This window comes from Haladaptatus sp., assembly GCF_049589095.1.
Taxonomy (GTDB): Archaea; Halobacteriota; Halobacteria; order Halobacteriales; family Haladaptataceae; genus Haladaptatus.
Genome location: NZ_JBAWAC010000580.1, coordinates 1 through 4,905, shown reverse-complemented (window position 1 = coordinate 4,905; position 4,905 = coordinate 1). Strand labels below are relative to the sequence as shown.

The window sequence follows — 4,905 nt, the reverse complement described above, 5'->3', positions numbered from 1 at the left end:
GGCGGGGTTTCGGGTGTGAGAACCACGGTCGGGATGTCGCGTTCGTTCAGGTAGCCACACCGCTTCCAGAGGTCGGCGGTGTACCCTTCGGTGTCGAGAACGGCGATGGTGATGGAATCCTCGCCCCGAAGGACGTTGTCGAACTCCTCGACCGTCGAGACGGGCCTGGTTTCACATCCCTCCTCGTTGACGAGGTCGGTGAGGAGGGATTGATTGCGCTCGTTTTTGCTCAAAACGAGCACGAGTGATGCGTCGGTCATTCATCGAGTCTCGGCGCGTCCTCGATCCACTCCGGTGCACCCGAGAGGACGCCTCGGAGACCGGTGAGTGGCTCGCCGACTTCGAGACCGTGTTCGGTGATGCGGAACTCACGGAGGGTCCGCTCGAAGTCGCTGGTGCGTTTTTTGAGAACACCGATGGCTTTGCGCATCTCGCCGGAGATTTCGAGGTGCCGGAGGAAGACGAGGTTGTCAGCGAGATAGCTGATACCCGCCTCGGTCGCGCGGAATTCGCCGGTGACGGTGTCGATTTCGTCCACGAGAATGACGGAGACGCCCATGTTCTTTAGATAGCGCGAGAGCGTGTGGAGCTTGCGAACCAGCATTTGTTCGTCCTCACTACTGACGGACAGTTTGTACCCCTGAAGGCCGTCGATCATCACGATGCTGATATCGTTTTCCTCGACCTCGCGACGGACCTTCCTGGCGAACTCCATCGCGGAGTGATCGAGCGGTTCGACTTCCTCGACCGACAGTGTCCCCTCCTCCATCATCTCCCCGACGGGGATGTCGATGGCTTGGTTCCGCCGCATGAACGTCTCGGTCGATTCCTCGAACATGTAGATGATGGAACGCTCGCCACGGCTCGCGGCCTCCTTCATGAATTGAGTTCCGGCAGTGGTCTTCCCGACGCCGGTCGGTCCGCTAAGGACGGAAACCGTCCCGCGTTCGAGCCCGCCGTGAAGCAGTTTATCGATCTCGGTGACGCCCGACGGAATCGGTTCCGCGACGTATTCGCTGTCGTGCTCGTTGGTCGTCAGTTCGGGATAGACGGCGAGCCCACCTTCCTCGATTCGCATCGAATGTCTTCCTTCCCGAATCGAGGAACCGCGGAACTTCGGGACGCTGATGGTTCGACCTCGCTCCGAGCGCCTGAGTTCGATGGTACCGTCGGTCATGTACTGGAGGTCGTCGTCCGGCGAGTTCTCCGTGTTCTCCGACGTGAGTAGAATCGTCGCACCCTGTTCTTTCAGATACCGCATGAACGCGATGACCTGCTTTCGGAACTGATACTCGCCGGACGTGAGGTGGCGAAGTTTCGTGAGCGGGTCGATGAACACCCGGTCGGGTTCGATGGCTTCGACGCGGTCGGTGATCGCCTGCGTGAGCGGTTCCTGTTCGACTTCGCTGGGGGAGAAGATATCGTACGACTGGTCGTCGACGAACACGTCCGAGTCGGGACTCAAATCGAGGAAGTTCACGGCACCGAGGTCGATGCCGAGCGTCGCCGCGTTCTCCCGAATGTCCTGTTCCGATTCCTCCAAGTTGACGAACATGACAGTATCGTCCGGGTTCGTAGTGAGATAGTTTATGCCGAGAATCGTCTTTCCTGTACCTGGATCGCCCCGAACGAGATAGCTCCGTCCCGGTATAATTCCGCCGTGCAGTATCTCGTCCAGTCCATCCACACCGGTCGATATTCGCTTCGGTGGACTGAGAGTCATACTCTATTACATACTCGCTGTAATAGACATATATCTCTATTGGGCGTGAGAGCAACAAATCGCAAGCAAGCACACGCTTCATCCGAATCTCGATGCAAAAACGTGGGAGAATGAATAGATCACAGGATGGATATCGGAACTCGCAAGACACGGTTGCCGATGAAAACGCACGAAAACGAGACAGTATCCGCCGGAAGGTCGATAGCTCGAGTCGTCCCGGTGGTAGTCGATGACCGAAAACGAACCGTGATGGGCGGTTAGTGGCTGAAGATACCCAGTTAGCGGTTCTCGACCGGTCGCCACTCACGGTTTTCCCCGCCGACGTACGACGAACGGGGGCGAATGATGCGGTTGTCGTCGAGTTGTTCCAGGCAGTGGGCAGTCCAACCGCCGACGCGAGCGACGGCGAACGTCGCCGTGAACAGTTCGGACGGAATCCCGATACCGTGGAGGAGGACGGCCGTGTAGAACTCGACGTTCGTCGCCAGACTGAGGTCCGGCCTGCGTTCGGCCAGCAGGTCGGTCGTCGTCGTTTCGACCGTTTTCGCCGTCTCGAAGAACTCGTGTTCCCCTCCCGACTCGTATAACGATTCGGCGGCCGACGAGAGGACGGCCGCACGCGGGTCTCGGACGTTGTAGACGCGGTGGCCGAATCCCATGATTCGCTCCCCGGCATCGAGTTTGTCTTCGACGTACTCCTCCGTATCCCCGGACTCGTGAATGTCGAGGAGCATGTCGAGCACCGGGCCAGGTGCGCCGCCGTGGAGCGGTCCCTTGAGCGCACCGACCGCGCCGGTGATGGCCGAAACGAGGTCCGTCTCGGTCGAGACGATGGCCCGCGCGCTGAAGGTCGAGGCGTTGAGACCGTGGTCGACCACCGAATTGAGGTAGGTCTCCAACCCGCGAGTCTCGGCGTCGGTCGGTTCCTCGTCCGTGAGCATGTACAGATAGTTCGCGGCGTGGGAGAGGTTGTCGTCGGGGGAAACCGGCTCCTCGCCGTTTTCGAGCCGCCAGTACGCCGCCACGATGGTCGGCAGTTGCGCGACGAGGAGTCGTGCTTCGTCCTCGGAGCCGTCGGTTTCGTGGCCGAGCGTCGCGGCGGCGACACCCATCCGAAGCGCGTCCATCGGCGGGACGTGGTCCGCCGCTGCCGCCCGAAGCAGGTCCAGCGTCGCGGGAGAGAGGTCGCGGTACTCGGCGAGGTCGGCGCGGAGGGACGCCAACTCGTCGGCGGTCGGTAGCCGGTCGTTCCAGAGCAGGAAGACCGTCTCCTCGAACGTCGCGTTCTCGGCGAGTTCCGCGAGCGGATACCCCGCGATGACCAGTTCACCGGCGTCCCCGTCGATGTAGCTCCGCCGGGTTTCGGCGACGATGACGTCCTCCAGTCCTTCGTTCGTGGTTTGGTCGGTCATGCTTCGAACGAAGTTACAAGGAGCAAGGTGATAGATACCCTATATTTCCCAGGAGGGGTTTTGATTCGTGAAGAACCGACGATTCCGCACAGAAGTCGGTCAGTCGACGGCGACCGATCCGCGAGACGCAAACGGATCGGAAACCGAACGGAAGACGACGACCGAACCGACGGCGACGAACCCGAACGTGGCGAGGGCGACGAGCGGGGAGGTGACGTTCGCCAGCGTCCCGCCAACCGTGCGGGCGAGGAAGAAGAGGAGCGCGTGGATCATCGAGACGCCGCTGAGCGTCGTCGCGCGTCCGTGTGATGTGATCCGGTCGTTGAGGAACGTGCTCTGAAGCGTGCCGTAGACGGTGTTCGTTCCGCGGGAGAGGAGGAACACCGGGAGCGCGACGACCGGAACGACGCTCGTGCCGAGCAACCCGCAGGCGAGGAGGAGCGGCCCGAGCGTGAACCAGCCGCCGATACCGAACCGTTCGCCGATTCTGGCCGCGACGGAGGACCCGGTGGCGGCGGCGAGCATCAGTCCCACGTACAGGCCGCCGAGCGTGGCAGGGGTGAACCCGACCGAGAGCGCGACCGGTTGGACGAACACGTCTACGGTTTCCGGAACGGCGATGGCGACGCCCGAGAGGAGGACGAACGACCGAACGCGGCGGTTTGAGACGACGCGGACGAGTGCGGTGCGCGCGTCGGCGAGCGAAAATCCCTCGTTCGTGCTGCTGGCCGACGGCTCGGGGAGCGTCAGGACGATGAGGGTTCCGAGGCCCGTCAACGTCGCCGCGGCGAGGAACGGCAACGGGGCCCACTGCTCATAGAGCACCCCACCGACGAGCGCGGTCGTCGCGGCGGCGGCGTAGAACGTCGCGCTACTGCGACCGTGAATTCGGGCGAACGAGGCGGTCTCACCGTGATCCGAGAGCGTATCGTACAGCCACGCGTCCGTGGTGCCGGAGCGGAACGTCGCCGCGACACCCCAGAACCCCCAGAGCGCGACGAATCCTGCGAGCGAGTGGGCGAACGCGAAGCCGAGGTGGGTCAACGAGACGAGCACCGACCCGAGGGCGAGGCCGTTCCGACGGCCGATTCGGTCGCCGAGGTAGCCGATCGGAATCTCGCCGAGGAGCGTGCCGACGAAGAACGACCCTGCGGCGAAGCCGACACCGGCGAGGTCGAGACCCTGTGCGAGCGCGTGAACCGTGAGGATGGGGTAGACGAATCCCTCGGAGGTGAGTCCACGGTAGGCGTAGAACCGGCGGATCAGTTCGTTCAGCGATGGCATCGTGGGTGTTCGGTGGACGGTTCGAAACCAGTGGGACTCGAATGGAAGTATCTCTGTCGTGGATTCATGTTTCGTGCGCCATCACTGGCGCGTTCGTACCGAGAGGGACACAACCGGGTGAGAAAAGGGTTCGCTGAACGACGTTTCAATTGGATAGTTGTCACGATTGATGGGGGAAACCAACCCGATGAGATTCCTCCCCATCGAACGGGAAATCGTGACGTCGGAACCCGAGGACGAGGAACTCCGGAACGCCTTCCAACTGCTCGCCAACGAAACCCGACTGAAAATCCTGTACGTACTCTGGAATGCGCCGAACTGGACGGCGACGTTCACCGAGTTGAAGGAGGCCGTCGGGATGCGTGACAGCGGCGGGTTTCAGTACCATCTGAACGCGCTCGACGGGACGTTCCTCCGGAAAACGGAGGACGGATATACGCATCTCGCGGGCGGCATCGCCCTCTACCGGGCGATGCTCGGAAGCGT

At 62.0% G+C, this 4,905-nt stretch carries 5 protein-coding genes; 1 reads left to right on the top strand and 4 read right to left on the bottom strand.

What is annotated here, in order from left to right; all coding sequences use genetic code 11:
• The 4 genes from WBV42_RS18080 to WBV42_RS18065 form a co-directional block, all read right to left on the bottom strand.
• The coding region (locus tag WBV42_RS18080) for a response regulator (RefSeq protein ID WP_423987258.1) at positions 1-260 on the bottom strand (260 nt) is incomplete at its 3' end.
• A complete protein-coding gene (locus WBV42_RS18075) occupies positions 257-1,723 on the bottom strand; it encodes an ATPase domain-containing protein (RefSeq protein WP_423987257.1) in 1,467 nt (488 codons plus the stop codon). The genes WBV42_RS18080 and WBV42_RS18075, both read right to left, overlap by 4 nt.
• Before the next feature lie 278 nt (positions 1,724-2,001).
• A complete protein-coding gene (locus WBV42_RS18070) occupies positions 2,002-3,135 on the bottom strand; it encodes a citrate synthase (protein ID WP_423987256.1) in 1,134 nt (377 codons plus the stop codon).
• 99 nt (positions 3,136-3,234) lie between these two features.
• A complete protein-coding gene (locus tag WBV42_RS18065) occupies positions 3,235-4,419 on the bottom strand; it encodes an MFS transporter (protein WP_423987255.1) in 1,185 nt (394 codons plus the stop codon).
• A gap of 169 nt (positions 4,420-4,588) precedes the next feature.
• Between WBV42_RS18065 and WBV42_RS18060 the strand changes: the two genes are divergently transcribed.
• A partial coding sequence (locus WBV42_RS18060; protein WP_423987254.1) for a DUF7347 domain-containing protein occupies positions 4,589-4,905 on the top strand: 317 nt, incomplete at its 3' end.

Bases quoted from the DNA above. Each gene is read 5' to 3' on its own strand.
- WBV42_RS18065 (WP_423987255.1), bottom strand. From the start codon at position 4,419: ATGCCATCGCTGAACGAACTGATCCGCCGGTTCTACGCCTACCGTGGA.
- WBV42_RS18070 (WP_423987256.1), bottom strand. From the start codon at position 3,135: ATGACCGACCAAACCACGAACGAAGGACTGGAGGACGTCATCGTCGCC.
- WBV42_RS18075 (WP_423987257.1), bottom strand. From the start codon at position 1,723: ATGACTCTCAGTCCACCGAAGCGAATATCGACCGGTGTGGATGGACTG.